This window comes from Phaeodactylibacter xiamenensis (assembly GCF_000759025.1).
Classification (GTDB): domain Bacteria; phylum Bacteroidota; class Bacteroidia; order Chitinophagales; family Saprospiraceae; genus Phaeodactylibacter; species Phaeodactylibacter xiamenensis.
Window position 1 is genome coordinate 255,940 of the sequence record NZ_JPOS01000020.1, and the last position, 25,938, is coordinate 281,877.

Consider the following 25,938-nt stretch of genomic DNA (forward strand, 5'->3'; position numbering starts at 1 on the left):
TTAGTTTAGGAGAGCTGATTCGTTAATTAGGGCGAGCCGGGATTGGCGGATACAGGTAGTTTGCCTTAATCGCTGCAAACGGTGCCCATCAAATTGGAAAGATATGCTTCGCTTTAGCTTAGTTTTTGTGTTAGCGCTGTTGAGTACCATTTTGTTGAAAGCGCAGGAATTTTCAGGTGGCTTTCGGGCAGGGCTCAATTTTACAACTTTCAATGGTCCGCTGGATAGGAACGCGGATGGGACCGAACTGGAGGTTTTTGAGTATTCCAATGGTTTTCATGTGGGGGCTATGGGGACGCTTCAATTTACAGACATTTTTGGTTTGCGGGCAGAATTGCTCTACTCCCAAAAAGGAGGAGTGTACAATTATAATGGAAATTCGTATTGGATATTCACGCCAACTAATGGTAGCGAGTCATTTGTATCCACTGGCAACCGTGAAATCTCCCTGGAAGTCACCAATTCCTACATTGATATCCCTGTGATGGGCGTGGCACGCTTCAATAAATTTGAAATTAGTGCTGGCATGAGCCTTGGTTTTCTGGTAGCATCCCGGGCTTCAGGAGAAACCCGTTTCGCGGGTGCTTCATCGCAGGGCGACCCTATTGTGCCTTTTTTGCTGGTCCTTGACTATAATTACTTTGATGAGCCTTTCCGGCAAGGAGAAAATACTGCTGTTTTTAGGCGGGATATTGATAATCAGCCGGTAGAAATACCTCAGACGCTCGGGGCTTATTACCAGGAAGCCGAGTCGGATGAAAACCTTTACAAAACCTTAGACCTGGGGTTGGTTGGTGGTGTATCCTATTACATCAACCGCGGGCTTTTTCTGGGACTGCGCCTAAACTATGGTATTAGCGATATTACGAATGCCAGTCGGGATATTTCATGGCAGATGCTCAATGATACAAATGAGTTTGTCACCCGGGACGATAACGACCGGAACCTGAACATACAGGTATCCGTAGGATTTAGTTTGTAATTGCATTAACGTTCCGGCAAAAGCAAAAGCGCCTCTGTGGAAACCTATCCATAGGGGCGCTTTTACAGTAGAAGCTGTACCTGAGCAAGGGCTTAGCCCATTTCTGCCACCACTTCCTTTACTTCAGGGATCATACGCTGCAGCATACCTTCAATACCCTGCTTGAGAGTTACGGTAGAAGACGGGCAGCCACTGCAGGCACCCTGCATCACCAAGGTAACCTTGCCCTGATCCCAGGATTTGAATTCGATATTACCGCCATCCATTTCTACGGCAGGTTTTACGTGCGTATCGATCAAATCTTTGATCTTCTTCACGATCTCAGCCTCGTTTTCGGTGTAGTCATAGCTGGCGCCACGCTCTTCCTCGATCTTAGCCATTGCGTCTTCAAAGCCGTCCTTGATAATGGGCTTTTCATCCCCAATATAGCCTTTGAGGTACTCTTTGACTTTAAGCATGATGTCTGCCCAGTCGTAATTGAATTCCTTGGTAATGGTCACGAAGTTGTTGCAGATGTAAACCCCCTTGACGAAAGGCATCTCAAACAATTCTGTAGCCAGTGGAGACCATTCCTTGGCGAGTTCTTCCTCCCGGAAGTCGGCAGTGCCTTTGTAAATCATCCGGTTGGTCACGAATTTGAGCGACTCCGGGTTTGGGGTCTGCTCGGTATATAGCATTACAGGGCTTTTGGTAACGGGATTGCTCATTGTAATTTTCTTTATTTAGACCTATTCTACGAACAATAACACATAATGGCAAGGCTGGTTTTGACAAAAAATAAATTTATACGCATTCGGAGGGCATATTCTTAACCTTTTCTGTATTTTTTGGGTAAAACCACCTGAATGGCACAACAAAAAAACCTGCCAACGGATCAGAGCGTACAGGAGTACCTGGATCAGTTGGAAGACGAACAGAAAAGAGCGGACAGTTACGAGCTGCTTAAATTAATGCAGGAAGCTACCGGTGAAGCAGCAGTGATGTGGGGCAACAGCCTCATTGGCTTTGGCCGTTACCACTACCGCTACGACAGCGGGCACGAGGGCTTTTCTTTCCTCACCGGTTTTTCGCCTCGCAAACGGCAGTTTTCCATCTATATCATGTCGGGTTTTAGCCGGTACGAAAGTTTAATGGAAAAGCTGGGTAAATATAAAACCGGCAAATCCTGCCTGTACGTCAAACGCCTTTCGGATATAGACCCCCTGGTTCTCAGAGCATTAATATCGGAATCGGTGGCCTACATGAAGGCGCGGTACCCGGACCGGGAATAGCCTTCCGGTTCAGTAGATTTTATTGCCGTCTTCCAGCGCTCTGCTACCTTTTCTTACCTTTGTGAGGAATCTACCCCTGTATACCTATGTCAAACCTCGAACAAGAACACGAACTGCCGGGCAACCCTTCATTGCCCAGCTCGGCTGAGGATCTGCTACGCCTGATTGGAAGAGAGGAAGGCGATTATAAATATTCGGTCGAAGACTTCTTCCGCAACCCTGAGCAAACAGGGTTTCAGTTGTCCCCCAACGGAGACTATCTGGCCTATGCCGGCCCTTACGAACGACGGCAAAATGTCTTCGTCTGCCCGGCAGAGGGGGGCGAACCGGTACGGATCACTCAAGAAACTGAACGCGATATTGGCGGCTTTTTCTGGGCCAATAATAACCGCATCGTTTATGTCAAGGATAGCGGCGGGGATGAGAACTTTCAGCTCTTTGCCGTAGACCGGGACGGGGGCAATCCCCGGGACCTGACGCCTTTTCAGAATGTGAAAATCGAGTTCATCGACGATCTGGAAGACCAGGAAGATGAGCTGATTATCGGTATGAATAAGGAAAACCCCATGCTGTTTGAGCCCTACCGGCTCAATGTCCAAACCGGAGCCTATCAGCGCCTGGCGCCTAACGACAACCCGGAGGAGCCCATTACCGGTTGGATGACTGACCACGCCGGCCGGCTGCGCATCGCCATCAAAACCCTCAATGGTGTCAACCAGCACATCATGTACCGGGCTGCTGAAGACCAGCCTTTCCGTACGGTTGTAAAAACCAATTTCAAAGAAAGCCTCAGCCCGTTGTTCTTTGACTTTGATGATGGCCACGTGGTCTATTGTGTAAGCGACATTGGCCGGGACCGCAGCGAGATCATCCGCTTTGACTTTGAAAAGGGAGAAGAAGTGGGCTCACCGGTCTTCGCACACCCTGAAGTAGACGCTGGAAGCCTGCTGTATTCCCGCAAGCGTAAAGTGTTGCTCGGGGCCGTGTACACCACCTGGAAGCGGCAGATTGAGTTTTTTGACGAGCAGCGCAGGCAAATGCAAAAGCGTCTGGAAAGCCTGCTGCCGGGATATGAAGTGGTGGCGGTAAGCAGCAACCGGGCGGAAGACAAATACATGGTCCGTACCTTCAGCGACCGGTCACTGGGCGCTTACTACTTTTACGATTTGCGGCAGGACAGCATCCGGAAGATAACGGAGATCAGCCCGTGGCTGAACGAAGAAGATATGGCGCCCATGAAGCCGGTGTCCTACAAAGCCAAAGACGGAGAAGAAGTACAGGGGTACCTGACGGTGCCTAAAAATAAGGAAGGGGAGAAAATGCCGGTAGTCATTAATCCACATGGCGGGCCTTGGGTGCGCGACAGCTGGGGGTACAACCCGGAGGTTCAGCTGCTGGCCAGCCGGGGATATGCGGTTTTCCAACCCAACTACCGTGGGAGTACCGGCTATGGCAAATCTTTCTGGATGAAGGGCTTCAAGCAGTGGGGGCACGATATGCAAAATGACATTACCGATGGGGTGAAGTGGCTGATCGATTCTGGTGTGGCGGACCCCAAACGCGTGGCCATTTACGGAGCGAGCTATGGGGGCTACGCTACCTTGGCTGGTATTGCTTTTACACCGGACCTCTACGCCTGTGCGGTAGACTACGTAGGGGTTTCGAACCTCTTCACCTTTATGGAGACCATCCCGCCCTACTGGAAGCCTTACCTGGATATGCTGTACGAAATGGTGGGCCATCCCGAAGAAGACAAAGACCGCCTGCATGCCGGCTCCCCGGTCTTTCATATCGATCAGATCAAAACCCCGCTCTTCGTGGTGCAGGGGGCTAATGATCCCCGCGTAAATATTGACGAATCGGACCAGATCGTCCAATCCCTGCGGGAGCGCGGCATTGATGTACCATATATGGTGAAGTACAACGAAGGGCATGGCTTCTCCAATGAAGAAAACCGCTTTGAGTTTTACAAAGCCATGCTGGGCTTCCTGGCGAAACACATGAAGTAATGAAAGACCTAAAGGCTTATTATATGCAGGCTGCTATTCAGAAAGCTGAGTCAGCAGGTACCCCATACGGCGCCGTACTCCTACAGCCTGAAACCGGTGGAAAAGTCATCGTCGCTAATAGCGTCAAAGCCGATGCCGACCCAACCGCTCATGCAGAAGTCAACGCTATCCGGCAGGCACGGAAGCTGGGCATCTCAACCACCGGCAGCATCCTGTTCTCTACCTGCGAGCCCTGCCCCATGTGTGCCATGGCGGCGGTTTGGGCGGGAGTCTCTAAGATCTACTTCGGCGCCACCATCGATGATGCTGCTGCCCACGGCCATCAGGTGAAAATCTACTGCCGGGAGATCGCAGAAAAGGCCTGGTACGATATTAAGGTGGAAGGTGGTGTGCTGCAAGAAGACTGTGTGGGGCTTTTCCACAAATGAATTCACTATATTGCCTCCAAAATCAGGTTATGACACTAGAAGCCATTACAGAACAGTTCGGCAAAACAGCTGCCAAAGCGCCCAGCCTGGGTAAATCCATTAAGTTTGTCTTTGACCAGGGCATCGTCCACATCGACCTGACCGGCGAGCAAGCCCAGGTAACGAATGACGACAAAGAAGCCGATTGCGTGATTACCACCAGTATTGAGACGCTGGACGGGATCCGAAAGGGGGACATCAACGCTATGTCTGCCGTAATGACCGGTAAGGTCAAAATAAAAGGCGATATGGGGCTGGCTATGAAACTGCCTTCGCTGATTTCTTAGAGATGCTATGTTAGCATCTCTTAGTCTGTTGTGCCATTATTGAGCTTGTAGTAAGCGGTGGGCGCCGACCCGGTCAGCCGTTTAAAGGTTTTATTGAAGACCATGCGGGATTCAATATTGCTGGCTTTGTGTACCTCATCGAGGGTAAGCTGCTTTTCCGGATCATCAATGAGCACCTGTGCGCTTAGTGCCCGGTAGCCATTGACGTAATCGAAAAACGTTTGCCCACCTACGTGGTGGATGGCCCGGGAAATGGCCCGGGGCGGTTGGTGCATGAGGTCTGCCAGCTGATTCAGTCGCAGATCGTCATCAAAAAAGTATTTCTCGGACTGCATGGTGGCGTCAAGGGTCTTGAAAAGTGTTGCATTCTCGCGAATGTCTTCAGGTTCCGGATCGCTGCGGTCTGCAATAAGCAAGAGGAACGCTTCCTCCTGCAGGTCTACCGGGACCACCGGCCGCTCAAGAGTCAGCCCAATCCCGGCAAGCCCTATGGCAACGAGCACGGTCATGCCTTGTGCCAAAGCAAAGAACAGGGGTTGGCTTTCCGCAGCCGCCTGAATGGCCAGTCCATCTGCTGCCGCGCTGCATAAGGCGAAAAGCCCCAGAAGAATCAGTGATATTTTTGCCCAGCGGATTTTGCCCATCGGGATACGGCTTCGAATTTGAACCAGGCTTTCGACCCGGCCTTGCAGATACAGGTAGCTACCCCCCAGGTAGGTGAGCATAAAGAGCTCCGGAAACAGCGCATACCAGGAGGTTTGATGGACAGCCCCCTGGGCAGGGAAAAGGCTCACGACACTCCAAACCGCGAAAGCCGTGAAGTGATAGCCATCCCGACCTTTGCTGAGCCAGTCCCCAAGCAGGCTGCGCAGGTGCAACAGGAAAAGCGGGGCAATAGCCAGGAGCAGCCCATCCATAAGTGACTGGGCAATAGGGGCTTTGACCAGGGGCAGAACCGCCTGCAACAGGACACTAAGCAATAATAGGGTCAGCAACCGGCTGGCCCGGTAGGCCTGAATGCGCTGCCGGGAGAGCAGCAGCGCTGTCCCTCCGGTAATCAGGATAACCAGTAGTGTAATGGAATAATTATAAAATGGATCGGTAAGCATAGTTTTACGAAGGATATTGGATTAATGTAAGCATTTTTTTCATTTCTTGTTAATGGGTAGTGGCATGTACAGTGCCAGCCCGGTCAGGTCCTTCACGAAATATTCAGTATGCGTAAGCTTACGTTTGTTATCTTCCTGGTGGTTTTGAGCCCATTGGATTTACTCAATGGGAAAGGGTGCAGCGACAACCGGCCGCCTTTTCAGGGGTATAGTTTCATCAACACCAACCTCATCAGCCCCGCAGTGCCAGGGGCCCGCCTGTTTGTCAGCCTCAAGGAACTGGAGGACTACGCCCGTCAGCAGGGCGACCCGCAAGTCAAAGGGAATCTTGAAGAATGGCAGGAGCGCTTTTGTGACTTGCATACCGTGCAGGATATTGGCGATGTGATCTACCAATCTTCCCGCTCGGATTTCGAAAGCCTGGTCACGGCCGTGAAAAGCAAGCGGGCACCATTGCCCTACAAGCTGACCAACAACGCTTTCGCCAAATACCTCAAAAGCCATCAGTGCGAGGAGACAGTCACCTACCTGGCTTTCGCCAAAAATTGCGAGTACTACGCTACCCGCCGCAGCCCATGGGACAACCCACAGCTGCGTTATCAGGAAATGGACGACTGGATCACTTACGGGGTGGATCAGCTCCTGCAAACCAAGTCCCATTACATCCGCCTCCGGTACGCCTATCAGGTTATCCGCCTGGCCCACTACAGCAAGCAATACGAAAAAGTCCTGTCCCTCTACGATGACCTGATGCCCAAAATCGATAATGATCCCAGTATTATCGAGGACTGGATAGAAGGCCACCGGGCGGGCGCACTGCTGGCTCTGGGACAGCGCGTGGAGGCGGCATACATTTATTCCCGCTTGTTCGACCGCTGCCCCAGCAAACGCGAATCTGCTTACCGCAGCTTTTCGGTAAAAAACGACGAGGAATGGGCGGCTATTCTGGCGAAATGCAAGACGCCCGAAGAAGAGGCCACCCTTTTTGCCATCCGCGCCAGCTTTCCGAACAGCAAGCTGCAGGTGGAAATGAAGGAAATCTATCAGCGCGATCCCGACAGCCCCTATCTACCGATGTTTCTCATACAGGAGATGCTGAAACTGGAGCGCAACCTGCTCGGGCTGTCCTTCAATAATCAGCGGCGGCAGAACAAATTCTACTACGGCGTTCCGGTTGCCGATGCGGGTCAGCGGATCATCCGGTTGGAGCAATTCGTGACGCAGGTGCTCAAAGAAGGCGTGATCACCAGGCCCGGGCTTTGGAAGATTGCCCAAGGCTACCTCTCCATGCTATCCGGCAGTTTTTACGATGCCCGTAAGTCCTTTGACGAAGCCCGGGACATGGACCTGCCGCCCATTCTGCAGCAGCAGCTTGATGCCTTTGAGCTGGCCCTGTACATCAACGCGCTCGACGATATCAATCACGAAATTGAGAACAAAATTGTAGGCTTGCAGGAGACCAATGAAGCCTATGAGGTCTTTGAAGACTTCAAGGACTTCTTCCGCGACCGCCTCACTGAATTATACGAAGAGAACGGGCAGCCCGGCAAGGCCTTCCTGATGCAGCACCCGCCTCAGCACCTGAAGCCCAATATCAAGCCTGAGTTGATCGAAAACCTGTTGGCCGTCACCCGAAAAGCCAACCCCTCCAAACTGGAAGAACAAATCATTGCCGATGGCGACAGTACCATTCAGCAAATGCTCCTGAATATTAAAGCCAGCTACCTGATGTCAGAGTACAAATTTGAGGCAGCCATTGAGACCCTCAAGCGCATGGAGCGGGTAGACTGGGACAATTACGGGCTCTACAACCCTTTTGTGGAACGCATCCGGGATTGCATACGGTGCCCGCTGCCGTCCAACGTCCCGTTATACAACAAAGGAGAGCTCATCGAAGAACTGCTGACCAAAGAATATGAGGCCAAAGCAGGCACTGGCGATGTAGGTGTACTGAACTATGAGATCGGTTTGGCGCTTTATAATATGTCCTACTTTGGGCAGGCCTGGAAAGCCATGGATTTTTACCGCAGCGGAGCGAGCCTGGAAACCGCTTACCTCCGGGATGGCGATAATGTGACCCCTCATCCGATTTTTCCGTACGGTAATCAGGAAAATTTTGACTGTTCCAGAGCGCGGCTTTACTTTGAAAGGGCACGGTTGGCTACCGATAGCCTTGAGTTAGCTGCCAAGGCTACCTTTATGGCGGCCAAGTGCGAGCGCAACGAGTACTACGTCAACCGCTGGCGGCCGGATGCCGTGCAGAGCTTTGAGAACTTTGAGTTATTGGTGCAGAACTATGCCGGCACAGATTTTTATCAGCAGATAATTGACGAGTGCCTGTACTTCAGGGCTTATGCCAATCGTTAATTTTTGAAAACAGGAAGCATGAAAATCAAATACCTATTGCCACTGCTGGCTATAGCGCTGGCAGCTGCCAAATGCAGCGACGATCTGACGGGCTGCCCAATGGGCGAACCCATCAAGCTGCAAATTGGGGGCACTGTGGAATGCCAGGATACCCCTATTCAATTAATTGCGGTCAAGGAAGACTCCCGCTGCCCGGAATACACCAATTGTGTGTGGGAAGGGCAGGCGGTTGTGCAACTGGCACTTGGCAACGGCGACCGGCAAACGCTTGACCTGACCCTGCGGGAGGGCAAGCCGGAGCTGGCCAGCAAAAGTATGGGCGGGTACATTTACCGCTTGTCGGAAGTTACGCCCTATCCGGTGGCAGGGCAATCCATACAGCCGGAGGAATACGTGGTGACCTTCATTGTGGAGGCGATATAAATCCACTGCCAACAGCCGCATAACAAACCATAATTTATGCTTTTTCCCATTGGCGATGATCAGGTAAAAGGCGGGCATTTCCCGCTGTTTAGTTATTTGTTTATCGTCCTTAATGTTATAGCCTTTTATTTTCAGCTCACGAGCCCGGGTATGCTGATTGATCAATATGCGGCAGTGCCCGCGGAGATTGAGTCGGGCCGTAACCTGTTCACCTTGCTGACGAGTATGTTTATGCACGGCGGGTTCGGTCATATTTTGGGCAATATGCTTTTCCTTTGGGTGTTTGCAGACAATATCGAGGCCACGATTGGCAACGTCCGATTCGTGTTGTTCTACCTCCTGGGAGGAATGGCTGCCCATGCTGCCCACATCTACTTCAATCCGGGTAGTGTGGTGCCAACGGTAGGCGCAAGTGGGGCGATCTCTGCCGTAATGGGCGCTTATATGGTTATGTTTCCGGCCTCCCGCGTGAAGCTTTGGTTCTTCTTTCTGATCTTTCGGGTCCCGGCATTCCTGTTTTTGGGAATCTGGATTTGGATGCAGTGGAGTAGTGGCTGGGCATCACTGCAGGTAGGGGCTGAAGGGGGTGGCACCGCATGGTGGGCGCACATTGGCGGTTTTGTTTTTGGTTTTGCAGCAGGTTTGTACTTCCGGCTTGCTTACCCCATGGAGCGGGTGAAGGAGGCGGAGGAAACGTATGCTTAATTGAACAGGCTCACATACCCAAAATGGACCTTGGGTGCGCTAAAGTCAATGGGGTTGCCTAGTTGCTTGCCATACGCCAGGCTTACGCCAAAAACGCCTGCACTGGTCTCGAAAGAAATACCTGCTCCAAAGCCATAGGGCCAGTCGGTCACGTCCTTCACGGGCGTCACATCTTCCACATAAGCCACGTCCCCAAAAGCATAGAGGTAAGAATTTTGCCCAATCAGCAGCCGGTATTCCACAGTGGATAACGCGTAGCGGGTTGCGAAAATGGATTCCTCGTCAAAGCCACGCAGGATTTGGTTGCCCCCAATGCGGAATTGCTCATTGAAGTACACTGGCGCTTCTGAGAAAACCGCCCCGCCGCGCAGCCGCCCGAGCAGGGTGCTGCGGTTGAATAAAGGCAGGTAGCCTTCTATCTGTCCGCTAAACTTGTACTGAAAACTGCGCAGCTCAAGGGTGTCGTACAGCTCACCGTAGCCTAGTTCCAGAATGCGGTTGTTGCGTTCAATGCGCTTTACCCCAGCACCTCCTCTCAGCCGTACAGACCAGCCCTTTCGGGGATTGAAGCGGTAGTCGAGTTCCTGCAGCGCGTATTCCAGCCCAAAGTAGGCATTGCTGACATCCAGGTTTTGGGGCAGGCGCTCCTGCAGTTGCAGCCGGGCTTCATCTACGGTGAGCAGGGTGGAAGAGCGGTTGTTCCAGAATACTTTCAGATAGTTGCCCCCTTCAAACAGGTACTGTATGCCAAGGTCCGACTCCAGGTCGAGGTAGGAGGTGTCGCGTTTGTACAAATCAAAGCTAAAGTCTACACCAAAGGGCAGCCCCAGCACAAAAGGATAGTTGAACTCCAGCTCCAGTTCCTGCGTCTCCGGCCTTAGCTGCTCGAAAGAAGCATAGATGCGCTCGCCCCGTCCAAACTGATTTTGCAGTTCCCCTTTGAAGGTACCTGTCACGAGCACGGTGCGGTCATTGAGTTGCCGGCCGGCTTCGTTCTGAGGGAGTACGCCGAGGACAAAGTCGAACCGGCTCGCCCGTTTTTTCTCCAAAGGCAACTGTATCGTCGCTTCCCGTTCGATGAAGGTGACCGTGGGGTCCTCTGCCAGGGTAAGAAAAGGCAGTTCCTGTACGCGGTTGCGGATTTGCCGGACCTGCTGATTGTTGTAGGGCCGGCCCGGAGCGATACCCAGGTAGTTCTCCATGTAAACCTGACTAATTTTTGCATTGCCGCGCAGGTCCAGCTCTTTCACAAGAATGAGCGGCCCCCGGTCCATCATCAGCTGAGCCGCTACCCGCCCTTTATTGATCAGAATGCTGTCGAGCCATACTTTGGCAAAGGGATAGCCATGATTTTCGGCATAGTCGAGCAGCTTCTCCTGCAGCTTGCGCAGTTGATCGTAGCGAAAAGGCTTGTTGCGGTAAAGCCGTTCCCGAAATCCGGCCCCATCGAGGATCGCCGAAGAGATATTGCCGTTTGATAGTGCAATCCACCGGTAGTGCGGGCCTACGTGCAGCGTAGCGAAAAAGATGCTGTCTTTGCGTGTAAGCCGGTCCACCGAGGCTTCAGCGAATGCCATGGCGTGCAGCGTGCGTATATTTTCGGCGAGGCCCGCTTTCAGGGCAACGGTGTCTGGCCAGGTGGACACCGTTTCAGAGAAAACCTCCTCCACGAATGCCTGCGTGGTGTCCGTGGCCAGCCATTGCAGGCGGTACTGCGCGTGCGTCAACACGGGCACCAACAAAATTAACGGCCAAAGGAGGTTCTTAAACATTTATTAAAGTTCGTCGCTTTTTTAATAGCTGATCGCCTAAAACACGTTCTACATTCGGTTTTATTGGCTTTTTAACAAAAAAGCAGGTTTTTACCGCATACGATTGGCATCAAATAACGTTATTGAAAACATATATTGCTTACCTGGTGGATTCCGCCGTACACATTTGATGGCAAAGGCTATGGTATTGAAACAGGATCCAAGGCATTCGGCCCGGCCACACCGGTAAGTTCACAACACCCGGTCCCCCCTCAGGGATGGACAAAATCATGCATATGAAACGTATTCTAAAAATTAGTGCTATAGTAGGGATCGTCGTTATCGGTATGTCGGCTACGATGTCGCCCCGCAACAAGTACTTTGAGATTCTGAAAAACCTGGAGATTTTCACCAATCTCTACAAAGAAATCAATACCTACTACGTGGACGATGTGGACCCGGGGCAACTCATGCGCACCGGGATCGACGCCATGATGGAGTCGCTTGACCCTTTCACCAACTACATATCCGAGTCGGAAATTGAAGGGTACCGGTTCATGACGGAAGGCAAATACAACGGTATTGGCGCTATCAGCCAGCAAATTGACAGCTTCGTTACGATCGTTGAGTTATACGAAGATCAGGCTGCAGATCAGGCTGGCCTGAAGCCGGGTGACCGCATCATTTCCATCGATGGCAAAGATGCAGTGGGCAAAACGCCGGAGCAGGTCAATAACATCCTGCGCGGTTTCCCTGGCACGGAGGTTGAATTGGAAATCCAACGTCCTGGTGAGGCAGCGCAATTTAAAGTGAGCATTACACGCACGGAAGTGGAAGTGGAGAACGTGCCTTATTATGGCATGCTCAATGATGACATTGGTTATGTGGCCTTGACTACTTTTACCCGAAATGCCGGCAAAAATGTGGGCAGTGCGCTCAAAGCGCTCGAAGCGGAAAACCCCAATATGAAGGGCGTAGTCTTTGACTTGCGCGGCAACGGCGGCGGTTTGCTCACTGAGGCGGTCAATGTCTCCAACGTGTTCATCCCCCGTGGAGAAGTGGTGGTGACCACCAAAGGTAAAGTTAAGGAGTGGGACCGCTCCTTCAGTACAATGGGTAATCCTACCGATGAAGAAATTCCTGTGGTTGTCCTGATCAACGACCGTTCTGCCTCTGCTTCAGAAATTGTGAGCGGTGTGCTTCAGGATTATGACCGGGGCGTGCTCATGGGGCAGCGGAGTTATGGAAAGGGGCTGGTGCAAAATACCCGCGATATCGGCTACAACTCCAAGCTCAAGCTTACCACCGCTAAGTACTACATCCCAAGTGGCCGCTGCATCCAAAGTGTGGAGTATGAAGATGGCGAGCCTGTGGATATCCCTGATGACCGCCGTACGCCATTCACCACCCGTAACGGGCGTACCGTACTTGATGGCGGTGGGGTGAAGCCGGATGTGGTGGTAGACAAATTCACCGATGCCTCCATCGTCAAAAGCCTGATTGATCAACACTTGATTTTTGATTTCGTCACAGCCTATTTTTCAGGGGTGGACAGCATTGATTCAGTAGAAGACTATCGCTTCGATGATTTCCAGGCTTTTGTCGATTACCTTGATGCGCAGGCTTTCCAATACGATACAGAGAGCGAAAAACTGCTCAAAAAACTTCAGAAAGCGAGTCAGAAAGACGGCTATGACCTGACCGAAGAAATCGCCGCCCTGCAGCAGGACATCAAAGCCAGCAAAAAAGATGCTTTGCAAAAGAATCAGGAGGTTATTATTGACCTCATTGAGAAAGATGTAGCCAGCCGCTTTTACTATCAGAAGGGCAAAATCAAAATGGGGCTGCGCAACGATAAGGAAATTGAGGAAGCCATTGCGCTACTTAATGACACGGCGCGGTACAACTCAATTTTGAGTGGTCAGTAGACCGGTCGGTTAAAAAACAAAGTGGGCAAGTGCAATTCATCATGCGCTTGCCCGCTTCTGTTTCGGGAAGGTCCAAAAGGGGCTTTCAGCATGTTATATATACCATAGTCTTTGTGAAAAGGCCGTTCCTCTTCCCGGAGTCTATGCGGAATTAATACCTTGAGTGCATGAAAAAGATACAGGTCACCATTCTCACCGGCTTTTTGGGCGCGGGCAAGACGACCCTGCTCAATGCGCTGTTGCAACAATTAAACGGACAGAATAATGTGGTCATTGAGAATGAGTTCGGGCAGGTGTCCATTGATGGCGGATTGGTCCGGCAGTATTCCAGCGATGTCTATGAGATCAGCAACGGCTGCATTTGTTGTTCGCTTGACGACGAGTTGTTTGATGTACTCACTGAGCTTGTCCACGAAGACCCGGTGCCCGACCACCTCTTTATCGAAGCCACTGGTGTAGCCGACAGTGGCAGCCTGTCGGGCATTTTCCTACGCCGGGATATCAGCCAGCGCTATGAGCTGGCTCAGGTCATCGGTGTGGTGGATGCGACCAATGTCGCCCAGCGCCTTGAGGAAGCCGAAGAAGTCAGCCGTCAAATTACCGCCGCCGATCTTCTGGTGCTGAATAAAATACAGGAAGCCACGGAGGAGCAAATTGCAGAAGCCCGTGATTTGCTCCGCCAGCTCAATCCCTTTGCGCCGGTAGTGCCCAGTGAAGACGGCCGTATTCCCGTATCCTGGCTCGAAACCCGGCGTTCCCGCATGGCTTTCCAATTACCGGAGAGTGTTGCGGCGGCTGCAAAACCCAAAGCAACGAGCCATCTTCAGCAGTCTGATATTTCCTCGACTACTCATACTTTCGACCAGCCCTTTGACCTCAATCAGCTCCGGCACGTACTGACCGTAAGCCTGATGCTCTACGCCAAGCAGATTTACCGCATTAAGGGTGTGGTAAAAAGTAAAGAAGATGGTCAAAGCTATCTGCTACAGTCCACCGGCAAGGCGCTGCAAATCACACCGGCAGCTGCACCGCTTTCAACGGATAGCCCTTCCACCTTAGTGGTGATTGGGAAGGGGCTGAAGAAGGAGGCGATTGAACGGTTGTTGCGGCAGGGGGTGGCGCGGTGACTATTCTCCTGCAGAGGAGGAAATTTGGCGGTTTTCAGACAAAATGGATATTTGGCGTATGCTGCTGCCTGGAAAGTAGTTATATTTGCAATTGAAATATACAAGCGTTTTCCGCATCTCTGCTATAGCGTTATTTACTTAAATCTGTATCCCGGAAAGTACCTTCGGGGTATGACAAACCAAACGCCATGAAGAAATTTTCTCTTCTCTTCTCTTCTCTTCTCTTCTCTTCTCTAGTGTTATGATATTCGCCCAGACTTGTACCGACCCGGTTATCGCTTTGATACAAACAGGCAGCGATTGTAATAGCTATGAGGTGAGGATGTTTAGTCCGCCTACTGATCCATTGGTTCGTCTCAATGTGACGGTTATTGTATCCTCCAATGGCAACAACCTTAACGCCACACTTGGAAGTGAGCTTGCCGCAGCAGGGGGGTATAACCTGACTGTGTCGCCAACTAATTTAATTACGGTAAACAGAACAAGTTTTTCTACTTCTACAAATTTTCAGCTACCATCATTCTCTGGTACAGGGTTGACTCTATTCACCTTTGAGTTTCTTGGGGATTTCGGAGCAACGGTCACCGCTTCGATTGATCCTTCAGCAATGATCAATTTAGAATCGGGTATTCCAACTGGTACTCCTTGTCAACCAACTTTCCAAAATACTCCGGTTTCCTGTACTTTCAGTGGAGGAAGCACCCTCTCCGGGACGATTACTGCTATTCAAAACTGCATGGGCTCTATCGACCAAAGCTTAGCCGATGCTACGGTAACCATCTCAAGCACAAGTGCGCCGGGCCTTACTCCTTTAATTGTTCAAACAGATGTGGCAGGGGATTATTCCGGTACCGTACTTGATGGAGAAGACTATCTGGTAAGCCCTGAGTATGATCTTTCCGAACCAGACTGTGGCTTGGATGACGCAGATATTGTCCGGATTTCCGGGCATATTCTGGGCTCGTTTCCATTTACAAACCCCTGGGAGTTCGTTGCTGCGGACTTTAATCTCAGCAATGCAGTGACCACGCTTGATCAAATAGGGATCAGAAATGCCATCTTGAATGATGTTTACCCTGGCGGGTTCAAATCCTGGCGGATGGTCAATGCTGCCGCTTTGAGTGGGGGTGTTTTAAATGGTTTCAACTTAAGTTTGATTAGAGAAACGGCAACAGTAATAAACGCGCCACTTTCCGGTGCACCCAACCTCAATTTTATTGGTGTAAAAACAGGAGATGTAGAGGTATCTTGTAATCAGTGCATTACTACTAATAGTTCTTCAAATAGTGTTCCACTAGCAGGGCTGAAAGCAAAGGTTACAGGAAGTTTGTCAGAAGGCGGAATAATCGAGCTTCGATTGTCATCGGAGGAAGCGTATAAAGAGCTATGGTTAATTGGGCTTGAGTTTATACTTTCTCCCGAGCACCTTGAAGTACTGGAAGTCCGTGGGGAAGGAGGTTTTAGGTTACAGGAAGAGGGATATGCCGTGAATGCCCAAACCGGGCGCTTTCATGGCATCTGGCTTCCATTAGAACAGCAATTCCTGGAACTTGGAAAAGACGACCAATTGACCGTAAGGGCGAAAGTGAAGCAGCCTTTCTCAACCATAGCTGAAGTATTTTCGCTATTGAGCGGTGCGAATATTTACCCGGACGGGAATAAGCGCAGTTGGTCAATATCCCCGCAACAGCACTCAAAAATTGTGGTTTTCCCTAATCCATTTGGAGCGCAATTTACAATTAGTGGGACAGTGGAAGTAGGTCAACTCCGCGTATTTAACGCTGCGGGGCAGTTGATCCATCAGCAGCAGCTTCAGCCTTTAGTAGAGCATCAGATCATAGCCCGCAATTGGCAGCCCGGCGTCTATTTCTACCGGGTGGAGACCCCTTCTGCTACGACTTCCGGTAAGCTCATCCGTAAGTAGTTCTGTTTCTAAAATCAAAACATGGCTCAGCTTTCTCTTTATGGAGAGCTGAGCTTTCTTCCTATTCCCAAATCCTAATCCCATGGCGCATTCTAAACTTCTATTGCTGCTTGGCTTTGCCCTAGTTTCACTTTCCGTTTCGGCTCAAGAGTTGTATTTTTCAGCAGGCTCAGACGATGATTCACTGAACAGTTATATTGGAATTATTGATTTGTCAACCTGTGATACTGCACATGTCATAGAGCCGGAACGCCCGATTGGCAATTGCACCTTTGACCGGGATACGAACCTTTACACTGCAATAGCAGATACGATATATCAGGTGGATTTGGAGACCGGAACATTATCCTATGTTACAGATTTTGGAGTAATACCAGGAGAGTTTGGTGCTGTAGTTTTTGGCTTAGAAGTCATTGGAGAGACCTTGTTTGCTGTGTTTTATTCACCTGGGGTTGCTTTGGGGAAATATAACCTAATTACCGGGGAGCAAGAAATACTGAACCCCAGTTTCGGAGAGGTAGACCCTATTGCTGCGGCTTCCGGATTAACTGTGATTAACGGACATCTGGTGGCTAGTACTTGGAAAGATGGATTTTATCAGTTAGATACCAATGATTTGTCCAATAGCCAATTGCTTTTTCCGCATCCTTCTTTTGAACCTTTTTCCAATGGTTTGGGTACGGTGTCCGTGGACTGCCAGAATAGCCGTACTTTTGTGACTGATGCGGTATTAGAGCAAACAGACGAAATTCTAGAAGTTAACTTTGAAGCACAAACCCTTGAATTCGTTTGTAGTGTGGATTTTCGAATTATCAGTCTTTTTGCCCTCGAAGAATCCCTCCCCCCGCCCTGCGCGCTGGAAGTTAACCCAATAGGTGGTGCATTCCCCGGCAGCGCCTATCAGGCCGACACGGCTTGTACGGGTGCCCCACAGCCCATCCTGCCGCCAAGCCTGGAGCTGCTCTCCGAGATTGGGTTTATAGATTCTATCCGGGTTACGCTGTCAGGCCCGGGCGGTATGGGTGAGCAACTGGCCAGTACCGGCACTGATAGCATTGTAGTGCTTGGCAGTGGCAGCGCCCAGCTGCGCTTCCTACCGCAACAGGGCCAGCCTTCATTGCCTGCCTGGGAGGCCGTGCTGGGTGCAGCCCAGTACACCTACGGAGGCCCCGGCCTTCCACCGGAGGGCACCCGGGAAATCAGAGTGGTTGCTTATGCGGCAGGCAATGTGAGCGATACTGCCTTTGCATACCTCCCCATTTTCCCATATCCGCCTTCAGCGGGAGAAGATGCAGCGGTGGCCCTCTGTCCGGGCAGTGCCCCGGTAGACTTATTTGCTCAGCTCGGCGGCAGCCCGGCTCCCGGTGGGCAATGGCAACCGGGCAGTGGCAGTTTCGACCCGGAAGCAGATGCGCCGGGCGCTTATTTTTACATTCAGTCTGGTGCGCCTGGTTGCCCCGGTGATACCGCTGTGGCTACGGTCAGCCTGCTTCCCCCTCCGGTGTTCAGCCTGGGTGCAGACACGGCCTTATGCCAGGGCGATACCTTACTGCTCGAAGCCCCGGCGGGCCTGCAGGTGGAACAGTGGCAGGATGGCAGCACCGGCTTATCCTTCACGGTGGCACAGCCGGGGGATTATGCCCTGCAAGCCAGCAACAGCGAAGGCTGCACTGGTTCGGATACGATAGCAGTCGCTTATTCGGATTTCTCGGGCTTATTGCTGGAAACTACGGATGTTGTCTGCTTTGGGGACAGCACCGGTGTGCTGGAAGCGATGCCTTCCGGTGGTTTGCCACCGTATGCGTACAACTGGCAGCCTGTCGGGTTGGGTGCAACAGTTACCGGGCTGCCTGCGGGCACTTACAGCGTTACGGCCACAGATGCGGCAGGCTGTACTTTCTCTTCCACAGCTATCATTGAGCAGCCTGAGGCGCCGATAGCGGTAACTGACACCCTACGCCGCTGCGCCGGGGAGCCTTTCTTTTGGGAAGGGGAGCCAGTCCTTTCGGATACCTTGCTGCAAGGGGTGTACAGCAGTGCTGCGGGCTGTGATTCGCTGTATGAATTGCACCTGTACTTCTCAGATACGGTCCGGAGCAGTTTGCAGGCTGATATTTGTGCGGGGGATGCGTTTAGCTGGGAAGGGCAAGTGTGGGAGCAGGATACAAGCGTTTGTATGACTTACAATACGGTGGCTGGCTGTGACTCTCTTACCTGTCTTGAACTTGCTGTAGCGCCACCTGTGATGGTAAGCGCAGGAGCAGATCAGGAAGTGTTGCCGGGGCAGCCGGTCACGCTGTCGGGCAGCAGCAGTGCAGCAATGGTGCAATGGCTCCCCGAAGAGGGATTAAGCTGCCCAACTTGTTTGTCCACCGATGTAGAGCTGATGGCTACCCAAGTGTACCAACTGTTAGCCACAGATAGCCTGGGCTGCACGGCGATGGATGAGGTGCAAGTCACCGTCCTGCCATCTTCCGCTTACTACCTGCCCAATGCTTTTTCTCCTAATGGAGACGGCCGTAACGATACCTTTGGGCCCCTGCCAGCACGTCCGGGCATTGAGGCGGCACAGTTCCGGGTATTTGACCGCTGGGGCGGCTTGTTTTTTGAGCGCAGCAATCTGCCTTTGGAAGACGGGCGCCTCTTTTGGGACGGGCAGGTCAGGGGCGAAAGCGCCCCGGCTGGTGTTTACGTCTGGATGCTAGAGGTAAGGCTGCCAAATGGCAGGGTGGAGCAAGTGCAGGGGGAGGTGTTGCTGCTGCGGTAGAAGATCATTGGGCAAAGAAGGATTTTTAATCATTCTTCCTCCCCCCAACCCTGAAAATGATCTTCCTCACGTGCCTGATCAATAGCCTTATACTCAGAGATGGTAGTCCAGAGCAAGTCCTTCAGTTCCTGCAGGCCCTGCTGGGCAACGGAGGAAATAAAGAGCGTAGGCAAGTCCTTTGGCAGCTCTGATTTGAGCATTTCCTTCAGTTCCTCGTCGAGCATATCGCTTTTGGTGATGGCCAGGACGCGGGGCTTGTGCATCAGTTCCTCATTGTACTGTTGGAGCTCATTGAGGAGGATATTGTATTCCTTTCGGATATTCTCCGTATCGCAGGGAATCATAAAGAGCAGCGTCGCATTGCGCTCAATGTGGCGCAGGAAGCGGAAGCCCAGCCCTTTACCCTGATGGGCATTCTCAATAATGCCCGGTATGTCGGCCATGACGAAGGAGCGGCCATCACGGTAGGAAACGATGCCCAGGTTAGGTACGAGGGTGGTGAAGGCGTAGTTAGCGATTTTCGGTTTCGCTGCTGTGATCACGGAAAGGAGGGTGGACTTGCCCGCATTCGGGAAGCCGACGAGGCCTACATCCGCGAGCGTCTTTAGCTCCAGGATTTTCCAGGACTCCTGCCCTGGTTCGCCGGGCTGTGCATAGCGCGGCGTTTGGTTGGTTGCGGATTTGAAGTGGCTGTTGCCCAGCCCGCCCCGGCCACCGCTTAGCAAAACGCGCTCTTCGTCGTGTTTGGTGATTTCAAACTCCACCTCGCCGGTTTCTGCATCTCTGGCTACAGTACCCAGGGGCACTTCCAGAATGATGTCTTCACCATCTGCGCCGAACATGTGATTGCGGCCGCCGTTGCCACCGCTTCCGGCGATAACATGCTTGCGGTATTTCAGGGCCAGCAGGGTCCACACGTTGCTGTTGCCCCGCAGGATGATGTGCCCGCCCCGGCCACCGTCACCACCGTCAGGGCCGCCTTTTGGGGTGGCTTTGCTTCGGTGCAGGTGTGCAGAGCCCGCGCCACCTTTTCCAGATCGGCAGCAAATCTTTACGTAATCGACGAAGTTTCCGGACATGTTTAAAATTTGGTTAGGGCAAATGTAGACATTTTACAGCTTGTCAATCTCCGCGCACAAACGACCGAAGATTTCCTCTATGCTGCCTACGCCGTGCACTTTGACTGCCTTGCCCTTTGCAGCGTAGTAGTCGAATACCGGGGTGGTCTCGCTTTTGTAGACCTCAATGCGGTTGCGGATAATGCTTTCATCGGCATCGTCTTTACGCCCGGAGGTTTTGCCCCGCTCCAACAGGCGTTTAACCAGTTCTTCATCAGGAACATCCAGCATGATGAGGGAGGAAACTGCGTCATCTTTTTCGCTCAGCAGCTCGTCCAGCGCTTCCGCTTGTGGCGTGGTGCGTGGAAAGCCATCGAAGATATAGCCGGCTACATCGGGGTTCGCTTCCACTTTGTTGCGCAGCATGCCTACCGTTACGCTATCTGGCACGAGTTCACCTTTCTCGATATAGCTTTTGGCTTCTTTGCCGAGCGGGGTGTCATTGCCCATTTCGTAGCGGAAAAGGTCACCTGTGGAGATATGCAGCAGGCTATACTTTTCAACCAGTTTAGAAGCCTGTGTCCCTTTGCCTGAGCCCGGAGGGCCAAAGAGTATCAGATTGATCATGTGTAGTAACATTTTTGGTTTTTTGCCTTTTGGGAGCTGAAGCTTGCCGAAAGGCATGTTTGTTTTGATAAAATGGCAGTTTCACACTGCCGGAATCGCAACGGGCAAAATACGAAAATGCTAAGAAACTTAGGAGGAGTGACTTCATTCAAAGGGCTTTGACTTTCATATGGCCTTACCCTTGGATTTCGTACAAGCAGTTCTGCCCAGGCATTACCTAAAAAACACTCCGGGCAGAGGAAATTTTTGGTGACCAGTAACTCGATTTGGTGACATTATCAATGACCACGCCCCGGGAGGTACTGTGAATGACGTAAATCCCATCTTCTTTATTGGCGACGACCATAGATACATGGAAGACTTTGCCCAGAGGGGTACGGCGGTAAAATATCAGATCACCGGGCTGTACGTTTTTCAGGCGTACTTTTTTGCCGTTATTTTCCTGTGCCTGAGAGGTGCGCGACAGGGCAATGTCTACCTGCTTCATGACATAGGAGGTAAAACCCGAGCAGTCAAAGCCACTCTTTGGCGAGGTGCCGCCCAGTTTATACTTGGTGCCGAGAAAGGTCTTGGCATAGTCGACAGCCTCTTTCCGCAATAGCGCCTCTTCTGTTTCCGGGAGGTCAGGGTCCTCAGCAGGTTCATCAAGAGGGGGCTCCGGGTCATCTTCCTCTTCAAAGACAAATTCGGTGTCGCGGTCCTCTTCGTCCTCACGGGAGGGGCGGCTGTCTTCGGGAGGCGTGTTTTCTTCTTCGTAAAGAGGGCGTTCCTGAGCAGGCGACCCGCCCCGGGAAGTATTGTAGTTGTACTTGGTGGTGAACAGGCCGCAGGAGCTGATTAGGAGCATGAGGGCTAGTGCCAGTACAGGCTGCGTAAATCGGGGGAGCAATTGATACATTGTTGCTTGCGTTGTAAAATCTTGTCTATAGATAAAATTTGGATGTACTCCTGAATTCAACGTCGGGCGGTCTTTTTCATTTTCTCTCCGCCTTTAAATGAAAGGTTAAACTCTTCCTGCCGTAAAGGGTGGCGGCTTGCTGCTCACCTTAATTCGAAGGTGTCCCGGTCATCCAGAAAACGTAGTTTGCGTCGGAATTCGTCCTGCTTTTCGGGGTCCAGCGATACGGTAAAAACACTTTCGACATCAGCGGCCTGCAGCAGCGGGTCACCGGCGTAGTCCAGTATGGAAGTGTCGCCGGCATGTGGGAAGCCATTGCCGTCTTCTCCCACCCGGTTAACACCGATGGTGTAGGCTTGGTTTTCGATAGCTCGTGCGACGAGCAGGCTCTTCCATGCGTTACGTCTTTTACTAGGCCAGTTGGCTACATAAATCAGCAGGTCATAGCCCATAGTATTGCGGCTCCAAACCGGAAACCGGAGATCATAGCAGATCAGTGGCATAATGGTCCAGCCTTTAAGCTCGGTCAGCAAGTGGGTTTGCCCGGGCTGATAGACCTTTTCTTCTCCGGCCAGCGTAAACAAATGCCGTTTGTCGTAGTGAGAAAAGGTGCCATCCGGGCGTACCCAAAGCAAACGGTTGTAATACTGCCCGTTTACTTCGGCAATAATACTGCCTGTGACCACGGCCTGAAGGTGAGCCGCCTTTTCGGCCATCCATTGATAAGCCCGCCCTTTAGTAGGCTCTGCCAGGCAGGGGGCATTCATGGAAAAACCAGTAGTGAACATTTCCGGGAGGATCAGCAGATTCGTCTGCCCGGGCTGAAGCCGCTGCAGCATCCTGTCCAGGTACCCGAAGTTGGCGGAAGGGTCTTCCCATGCCAGCTCGGTCTGTAGTAGTGAAACGGTTAATTGCTCTTTCATAGCGCCATAATACAAAAAGAGGTGTAAAGCACGATGCTTACACCTCTTTTGTTATAATGCGTCCGGGTAACCAGACGGCAATAATTACTCTTCAGTAGCTTCTTCCGCTTCTTCATCTGCTACAGGTGCAGCTCCTGCTTTAGCAGCAGCAGATGCAGCAGAACGAAGGGCACGTGGTGTCTCAACACTTGCGATAGGTACACCAGGAGAATTCAGGATTTCGATGGTCTCCAGCTTCTGGTCTACGTCGCGTACACGGATAGACTGGTTCAGCTCAAGTTTGGAGATATCGACACGCATCTCGGTCACCATGTTTTCCGGCTTGGTCTTGATCTTGAGACGGCGCAGGCGCTGAATCAGCTTACCACCATTTTTGACACCAGGAGAAGTGCCTTTGAAACGGATCGGTACTTCCACCTTTACCGCACGGCCTTCCTCAAGCTGCAGGAAGTCCAGGTGCTGTATCTCATCGGTCACCGGGTGGAACTGAATATCCTTGACGATAGCCTTGAAAGATTTGCCGTCAACAGAAACCTCCGCGATTTTGAAGTCCGGTGTATAAATCAAATCCTTAACGTCAATAGGGTTAACGGAGAAGTGGATCAGATCCTCACTTCCGTACGCAACGCATGGAATGTGACCTTCCTTGCGCAGTGCTTTTGTGCTTCGCTTGCCCATATCGGTGCGCGGCTGTCCTGTAAAAGCTATCGTTTCCATGATTTTATAGACTTTGTCTTTTTCTGTATTCCAATGAATCGTGTACTCAATACACATTTAGCCCTGAAAAGGCACGCAAAGATAGGTATTCCCGGCCAAAAAGAAAAAATTGGCTGGCTAAAAAGTTGAGCGAAAAGGTCTTACCGGAATGTAAAGGCCTCAATCTCCCACAAAAAGGGCAGAAATAGAGCGATGTTCGTGGGTATTACGAATAGCCCGGGAGAAAAGCTTGGCCGTGCTGAGGACTTTAATTTTCTCGGAGTCCTGCTTCAGCGGTATGGTATCGCATACCAGCAGCTCTTCTAAATGGGAGTTTTCGATCTTCTCATAAGCTTGCCCCGAAAGCACAGGGTGAGTACACATGGCCCGTACACTCCTTGCGCCTTTTTCTACCAGAATGGCAGCAGCCCGGCAAAGGGTACCTGCGGTATCGACGAGGTCATCCACCAAAATGACATCTGCGCCTTCGACATCGCCAATCACGGTCATTTCCGAAACCTCGTTGGCCTGCTTACGGTATTTGTCGCAAATCACAAGAGGGCGGCGGAAGTGCTTGGCATAGGTGCGTGCCCGCTTTACGCCACCTACATCAGGAGACGCAAAAATGGTATTGCTGAGGTCTTGTTGTTGAAAATAGGGGATATAAATGGCTTCACTCTTGAGGTGGTCCACCGGAATATCAAAAAAGCCCTGAATCTGATCCGCGTGGAGGTCCATCGTCATGATACGATTGGCGCCTGCGGTGTGGAGGAGGTTGGCAATGAGTTTGGCAGAAATAGGCACACGGGGTTTGTCTTTCCGGTCCTGACGTGCATACCCAAAGTAGGGGATGACAGCCGTGATGTAACCGGCAGAAGCCCGCTTGGCTGCATCAACCATGAGCAACAGCTCCATCAGGTTCTCTGTAGGAGGATAAGTGGACTGTATGAAAAACACATATGCGCCACGTACGGACTCATTGATAACGGGCTGCATTTCTCCATCGCTGAAACGGTGGACATTGATATCACCCAGCGGATGCCCGTAGTGGTCGGCAATGCTTTTGGATAAATACGCGGATGTCGTACCTGAGAAGAGTTTAACTTCTACCATTGGGCCTTTGATCATTTGTCGTGGGTTATGCCTTTGGCAAAGGTAAAACTTCTGAGGTAGTATTTCATAGATCAGGCAGAGGATTTAAGGCAGAGGCTACACCTGTCCCAGGATAAATGCTTGTGGAAGGCGCTCATGCTATGAGGAGGGCACGGCTTTCGCCGAAAATCAGGCGGGCTTGGTCGAAGGGAAGTGTACAGTACAGCAGGTCTTGTTAATATTGTATACCGGGTATCGTTTATTTGAAAATGCCCGGCAAAATCTTACGGCCTATGCCCGGATTATTTTTCTCCAATTGGTGGGAAGCCCTTTCGGTACTACAGCAGAGCTTATGGCTCGTTGCTGTGGCAGGCACACTACTGCTGATCATCCTGATTGCCATGAGCCTGTTGGACCCGGAAACGGAAGCCGAAGCCTCAGCACGTTTGTCCCGGGTTTTCAACCCCCGGACTATTCTTACTTTCCTTACCTTTTTTGGCTGGGTGGGCTTGCTCATTTCTTACACCAGCCTGGCACAACACTATGTCATCGCAGGTGGTGCTTTGGCGGGGCTGATTGCGGCAGCTATGGCTAAGGCTGTCACCCTGATGCTGCTCCGTTTGGCTCCCCGACCTGTAGTTGCTAACCCGCAAGGCCTGGTGCAGTCTACCGGGAGAGTATTGTATACCGTGCCTTCCCACCGGAATGGGTTTGGCAAAGTCCATCTAAATGTTAAAGGTGCTCCTTACGAAATTGAGGCGATGACTGCCGGGATGGAACTCCGCAGGGGCTCCTCCGTTCGGGTGGTGGATGTGATAGAAGAGGGCCGTGTACTGGTAGTGGAGCCACTCGAAGACAAAGGCTATCCGCACGAAGAGCATGGCCTGGGCCGGTAACCCGTAGTGCCCTGAGCGAGGCAGCTGCGGAAGTCACGGGTGTTTGCTAACTTCTCTGAACTTTCTCCCTGGCCTTTTTGTAAGCCCGTGCTCCCAAAAAAATCAGACCCACAAAAACGATGATCCCACCGACAAGGTAGAGGTAATTCAGGGTACCTGCCTTACCATAGACGGCGATGTAGGAAATGGAAATCAGAAATAAAGTAGGCATTTCGTTCAGTAGCCTGTACTGCCAGGAAGAGAAGGGGCGCTCCCCGGCTTCCATCCGCCGGATAATACGTTTATTCCAGAGGTGGTAAATGGTCATCAGTACCAGGAGCAGCAGCTTGAGGTGCATCCATCCGGGGGTGCCGGAGGTAAGGTAGTTGGGGACAAGCGGTGAAAACAGGCCCAGCCCCACCATAATCAGCCCGGCCGTCCAGGTGATCATCATGGCCGGATTGCAAATGATGCGGTAGACCCGCCATTCCATGAGGTTGAATTGTTGTTTGAGCGTGCTGCGTTCCGGTTCTGCCTTGCCGGATGCTTCCTCATCGTATACAAAAATACGGCCCAGGTAAAACAGCCCGGCAAACCAGGAAACAAACCCCACCACATGTAAAGCTTTGAAGAAAAAAAGTGCGTTGGCCAT

The 25,938-nt window shown here is 51.6% G+C and carries 23 protein-coding genes; 13 read left to right on the forward strand and 10 right to left on the reverse strand.

Translation table 11 applies throughout. The features are described 5' to 3' along the window. Window positions 1–103 precede the first annotated feature (103 nt). The gene (locus IX84_RS10160) at window positions 104–982 is read left to right on the forward strand and encodes a porin family protein (protein WP_044219622.1); all 879 of its coding nucleotides are present in this window, start codon (window positions 104–106) and stop codon (window positions 980–982) included. A gap of 92 nt (window positions 983–1,074) precedes the next feature. Here IX84_RS10160 and IX84_RS10165 read toward each other — a convergent pair whose 3' ends face one another. After that, entirely contained in the window at window positions 1,075–1,689 is a 615-nt protein-coding gene (locus IX84_RS10165; RefSeq protein WP_044219625.1) for a NifU family protein, read from the reverse strand. A gap of 138 nt (window positions 1,690–1,827) precedes the next feature. On the opposite strand from IX84_RS10165, the gene IX84_RS10170 reads away from it, so the two are divergent. From IX84_RS10170 to IX84_RS10185, 4 genes are all read left to right on the forward strand, one after another. Further along, window positions 1,828–2,253: a DUF1801 domain-containing protein gene (locus tag IX84_RS10170; protein WP_044219629.1), complete on the forward strand. Its 426-nt coding sequence runs from the start codon at window positions 1,828–1,830 to the stop codon at window positions 2,251–2,253. Between the two features lie 86 nt (window positions 2,254–2,339). Continuing rightward, window positions 2,340–4,262: a S9 family peptidase gene (locus tag IX84_RS10175; RefSeq protein WP_081968694.1), complete on the forward strand. Its 1,923-nt coding sequence runs from the start codon at window positions 2,340–2,342 to the stop codon at window positions 4,260–4,262. Next, entirely contained in the window at window positions 4,262–4,690 is a 429-nt protein-coding gene (locus IX84_RS10180; protein WP_044219632.1) for a nucleoside deaminase, read from the forward strand. Before IX84_RS10175 ends, IX84_RS10180 begins: the two co-directional genes overlap by 1 nt. A gap of 29 nt (window positions 4,691–4,719) precedes the next feature. Next, window positions 4,720–5,016 carry an SCP2 sterol-binding domain-containing protein gene (locus IX84_RS10185; protein ID WP_044219635.1) on the forward strand — a complete coding sequence of 99 codons (297 nt, stop codon included), beginning with the start codon at window positions 4,720–4,722 and terminating at the stop codon, window positions 5,014–5,016. Between the two features lie 20 nt (window positions 5,017–5,036). Here IX84_RS10185 and IX84_RS10190 read toward each other — a convergent pair whose 3' ends face one another. After that, complete coding sequence (locus tag IX84_RS10190; protein ID WP_044219637.1) at window positions 5,037–6,125, reverse strand: helix-turn-helix domain-containing protein; 1,089 nt, start codon at window positions 6,123–6,125, stop codon at window positions 5,037–5,039. Window positions 6,126–6,233: 108 nt separating this feature from the next. Here IX84_RS10190 and IX84_RS10195 point away from each other — a divergent pair, with 108 nt between their 5' ends. Genes IX84_RS10195 through IX84_RS10205 form a run of 3 tightly spaced genes read left to right on the forward strand, consistent with a single transcriptional unit; the run spans window position 6,234 to window position 9,620 of the window. Continuing rightward, complete coding sequence (locus tag IX84_RS10195; RefSeq protein WP_044219640.1) at window positions 6,234–8,492, forward strand: hypothetical protein; 2,259 nt, start codon at window positions 6,234–6,236, stop codon at window positions 8,490–8,492. An 18-nt stretch (window positions 8,493–8,510) separates the two neighbouring features. Beyond that, window positions 8,511–8,915, forward strand: a complete 405-nt coding sequence (locus IX84_RS30905; protein WP_052456742.1) for a hypothetical protein — start codon at window positions 8,511–8,513, stop codon at window positions 8,913–8,915. A gap of 36 nt (window positions 8,916–8,951) precedes the next feature. Further along, a complete protein-coding gene (locus tag IX84_RS10205) occupies window positions 8,952–9,620 on the forward strand; it encodes a rhomboid family intramembrane serine protease (protein WP_052515916.1) in 669 nt (222 codons plus the stop codon). On the opposite strand, the gene IX84_RS10210 is transcribed toward IX84_RS10205, so the two are convergent. Then, complete coding sequence (locus tag IX84_RS10210) at window positions 9,617–11,392, reverse strand: BamA/TamA family outer membrane protein (RefSeq protein ID WP_044219643.1); 1,776 nt, start codon at window positions 11,390–11,392, stop codon at window positions 9,617–9,619. The two genes, IX84_RS10205 and IX84_RS10210, sit on opposite strands and share 4 nt — an antisense overlap. A 275-nt stretch (window positions 11,393–11,667) precedes the next feature. Between IX84_RS10210 and IX84_RS10215 the strand changes: the two genes are divergently transcribed. From IX84_RS10215 to IX84_RS10230, 4 genes are all read left to right on the forward strand, one after another. Further along, window positions 11,668–13,299, forward strand: coding sequence for a S41 family peptidase (locus IX84_RS10215; RefSeq protein ID WP_052515917.1), 1,632 nt, complete (start codon window positions 11,668–11,670; stop codon window positions 13,297–13,299). A gap of 167 nt (window positions 13,300–13,466) precedes the next feature. Continuing rightward, window positions 13,467–14,426 carry a CobW family GTP-binding protein gene (locus IX84_RS10220; RefSeq protein WP_044219648.1) on the forward strand — a complete coding sequence of 320 codons (960 nt, stop codon included), beginning with the start codon at window positions 13,467–13,469 and terminating at the stop codon, window positions 14,424–14,426. Window positions 14,427–14,667: 241 nt separating this feature from the next. After that, the gene (locus IX84_RS10225) at window positions 14,668–16,350 is read left to right on the forward strand and encodes a T9SS type A sorting domain-containing protein (RefSeq protein ID WP_081968695.1); all 1,683 of its coding nucleotides are present in this window, start codon (window positions 14,668–14,670) and stop codon (window positions 16,348–16,350) included. Window positions 16,351–16,432: 82 nt separating this feature from the next. Then, complete coding sequence (locus IX84_RS10230; protein WP_044219654.1) at window positions 16,433–19,117, forward strand: T9SS type B sorting domain-containing protein; 2,685 nt, start codon at window positions 16,433–16,435, stop codon at window positions 19,115–19,117. Between the two features lie 29 nt (window positions 19,118–19,146). On the opposite strand, the gene obgE is transcribed toward IX84_RS10230, so the two are convergent. From obgE to IX84_RS10260, 6 genes are all read right to left on the reverse strand, one after another. Continuing rightward, the gene (obgE, locus tag IX84_RS10235) at window positions 19,147–20,196 is read right to left on the reverse strand and encodes a GTPase ObgE (protein WP_044219656.1); all 1,050 of its coding nucleotides are present in this window, start codon (window positions 20,194–20,196) and stop codon (window positions 19,147–19,149) included. Between the two features lie 33 nt (window positions 20,197–20,229). Then, window positions 20,230–20,802 carry an adenylate kinase gene (locus tag IX84_RS10240; RefSeq protein WP_044219794.1) on the reverse strand — a complete coding sequence of 191 codons (573 nt, stop codon included), beginning with the start codon at window positions 20,800–20,802 and terminating at the stop codon, window positions 20,230–20,232. A gap of 217 nt (window positions 20,803–21,019) precedes the next feature. Continuing rightward, window positions 21,020–21,700 (reverse strand): C40 family peptidase, encoded by a 681-nt coding sequence (locus IX84_RS30910; protein ID WP_052515918.1) that lies wholly within the window; start codon window positions 21,698–21,700, stop codon window positions 21,020–21,022. Between the two features lie 143 nt (window positions 21,701–21,843). Next, window positions 21,844–22,623 carry an amidohydrolase gene (locus IX84_RS10250; protein ID WP_044219799.1) on the reverse strand — a complete coding sequence of 260 codons (780 nt, stop codon included), beginning with the start codon at window positions 22,621–22,623 and terminating at the stop codon, window positions 21,844–21,846. Between the two features lie 84 nt (window positions 22,624–22,707). Next, window positions 22,708–23,340, reverse strand: a complete 633-nt coding sequence (locus IX84_RS10255) for a 50S ribosomal protein L25 (protein ID WP_044219801.1) — start codon at window positions 23,338–23,340, stop codon at window positions 22,708–22,710. A 159-nt stretch (window positions 23,341–23,499) separates the two neighbouring features. Continuing rightward, window positions 23,500–24,432, reverse strand: a complete 933-nt coding sequence (locus tag IX84_RS10260) for a ribose-phosphate pyrophosphokinase (protein WP_044219805.1) — start codon at window positions 24,430–24,432, stop codon at window positions 23,500–23,502. A gap of 272 nt (window positions 24,433–24,704) precedes the next feature. Between IX84_RS10260 and IX84_RS10265 the strand changes: the two genes are divergently transcribed. After that, window positions 24,705–25,307, forward strand: coding sequence for a hypothetical protein (locus IX84_RS10265; RefSeq protein ID WP_044219658.1), 603 nt, complete (start codon window positions 24,705–24,707; stop codon window positions 25,305–25,307). 46 nt (window positions 25,308–25,353) lie between these two features. Here the strand turns inward: IX84_RS10265 and IX84_RS10270 are convergent, their stop codons facing one another. Continuing rightward, window positions 25,354–25,938: a CopD family protein gene (locus IX84_RS10270; RefSeq protein ID WP_044219660.1), complete on the reverse strand. Its 585-nt coding sequence runs from the start codon at window positions 25,936–25,938 to the stop codon at window positions 25,354–25,356.

Excerpts from the sequence above, each read along its gene's own strand:
- IX84_RS10270 (WP_044219660.1), bottom strand. The coding sequence starts at position 25,938 with ATGGCCAACGCACTTTTTTTCTTCAAAGCTTTACATGTGGTGGGGTTT.
- IX84_RS10250 (WP_044219799.1), bottom strand. The coding sequence starts at position 22,623 with ATGAAAGAGCAATTAACCGTTTCACTACTACAGACCGAGCTGGCATGG.
- IX84_RS10210 (WP_044219643.1), bottom strand. The coding sequence starts at position 11,392 with ATGTTTAAGAACCTCCTTTGGCCGTTAATTTTGTTGGTGCCCGTGTTG.
- IX84_RS10190 (WP_044219637.1), bottom strand. The coding sequence starts at position 6,125 with ATGCTTACCGATCCATTTTATAATTATTCCATTACACTACTGGTTATC.
- IX84_RS30910 (WP_052515918.1), bottom strand. The coding sequence starts at position 21,700 with ATGTATCAATTGCTCCCCCGATTTACGCAGCCTGTACTGGCACTAGCC.
- IX84_RS10260 (WP_044219805.1), bottom strand. The coding sequence starts at position 24,432 with ATGGTAGAAGTTAAACTCTTCTCAGGTACGACATCCGCGTATTTATCC.
- IX84_RS10195 (WP_044219640.1), top strand. The coding sequence starts at position 6,234 with ATGCGTAAGCTTACGTTTGTTATCTTCCTGGTGGTTTTGAGCCCATTG.
- IX84_RS10220 (WP_044219648.1), top strand. The coding sequence starts at position 13,467 with ATGAAAAAGATACAGGTCACCATTCTCACCGGCTTTTTGGGCGCGGGC.
- IX84_RS10180 (WP_044219632.1), top strand. The coding sequence starts at position 4,262 with ATGAAAGACCTAAAGGCTTATTATATGCAGGCTGCTATTCAGAAAGCT.
- IX84_RS10175 (WP_081968694.1), top strand. The coding sequence starts at position 2,340 with ATGTCAAACCTCGAACAAGAACACGAACTGCCGGGCAACCCTTCATTG.
- IX84_RS10215 (WP_052515917.1), top strand. The coding sequence starts at position 11,668 with ATGAAACGTATTCTAAAAATTAGTGCTATAGTAGGGATCGTCGTTATC.
- IX84_RS10165 (WP_044219625.1), bottom strand. The coding sequence starts at position 1,689 with ATGAGCAATCCCGTTACCAAAAGCCCTGTAATGCTATATACCGAGCAG.
- IX84_RS10230 (WP_044219654.1), top strand. The coding sequence starts at position 16,433 with ATGGCGCATTCTAAACTTCTATTGCTGCTTGGCTTTGCCCTAGTTTCA.
- IX84_RS10240 (WP_044219794.1), bottom strand. The coding sequence starts at position 20,802 with ATGATCAATCTGATACTCTTTGGCCCTCCGGGCTCAGGCAAAGGGACA.
- IX84_RS10160 (WP_044219622.1), top strand. The coding sequence starts at position 104 with ATGCTTCGCTTTAGCTTAGTTTTTGTGTTAGCGCTGTTGAGTACCATT.
- IX84_RS10265 (WP_044219658.1), top strand. The coding sequence starts at position 24,705 with ATGCCCGGATTATTTTTCTCCAATTGGTGGGAAGCCCTTTCGGTACTA.
- IX84_RS10225 (WP_081968695.1), top strand. The coding sequence starts at position 14,668 with ATGATATTCGCCCAGACTTGTACCGACCCGGTTATCGCTTTGATACAA.
- IX84_RS10255 (WP_044219801.1), bottom strand. The coding sequence starts at position 23,340 with ATGGAAACGATAGCTTTTACAGGACAGCCGCGCACCGATATGGGCAAG.
- IX84_RS10170 (WP_044219629.1), top strand. The coding sequence starts at position 1,828 with ATGGCACAACAAAAAAACCTGCCAACGGATCAGAGCGTACAGGAGTAC.
- obgE (WP_044219656.1), bottom strand. The coding sequence starts at position 20,196 with ATGTCCGGAAACTTCGTCGATTACGTAAAGATTTGCTGCCGATCTGGA.
- IX84_RS10185 (WP_044219635.1), top strand. The coding sequence starts at position 4,720 with ATGACACTAGAAGCCATTACAGAACAGTTCGGCAAAACAGCTGCCAAA.
- IX84_RS30905 (WP_052456742.1), top strand. The coding sequence starts at position 8,511 with ATGAAAATCAAATACCTATTGCCACTGCTGGCTATAGCGCTGGCAGCT.
- IX84_RS10205 (WP_052515916.1), top strand. The coding sequence starts at position 8,952 with ATGCTTTTTCCCATTGGCGATGATCAGGTAAAAGGCGGGCATTTCCCG.